Origin of the sequence: Idiomarina sp. UBA3176 (assembly GCF_002364295.1) — a bacterium.
Classification (GTDB): Bacteria; Pseudomonadota; Gammaproteobacteria; order Enterobacterales; family Alteromonadaceae; genus Idiomarina; species Idiomarina loihiensis.
Genome location: NZ_DEXU01000005.1, coordinates 117,410 through 117,684 on the forward strand (window position 1 = coordinate 117,410; position 275 = coordinate 117,684).

Here is a 275-nt window from a genome sequence, read left to right on the forward strand (position 1 = left end):
CCAAACTGCGCTAATCGCCGAAATACAGGATGTTACTTCAAAAGAAATGGGGTGGATGATGGGACTTGAACCCACGACAACCGGAATCACAATCCGGGGCTCTACCAACTGAGCTACACCCACCACTGAGTGATTTCTTTGGCGCGTTATGGCGCACCCGGCAGGATTCGAACCTGCGACCCACGGCTTAGAAGGCCGTTGCTCTATCCAACTGAGCTACGGGCGCATATCGAACCAATAAACCGTCAAGAGAATGGTCGGCGATGCAGGATTTG

General features: G+C 52.7%; 2 tRNA genes. Both read right to left on the reverse strand.

The features are described from left to right. Positions 1–47: 47 nt before the first annotated feature. A tRNA-His gene (locus B2U97_RS02160) sits at positions 48–123 on the reverse strand. 26 nt (positions 124–149) lie between these two features. Continuing rightward, a tRNA-Arg gene (locus tag B2U97_RS02165) sits at positions 150–226 on the reverse strand. Positions 227–275: the final 49 nt, after the last annotated feature.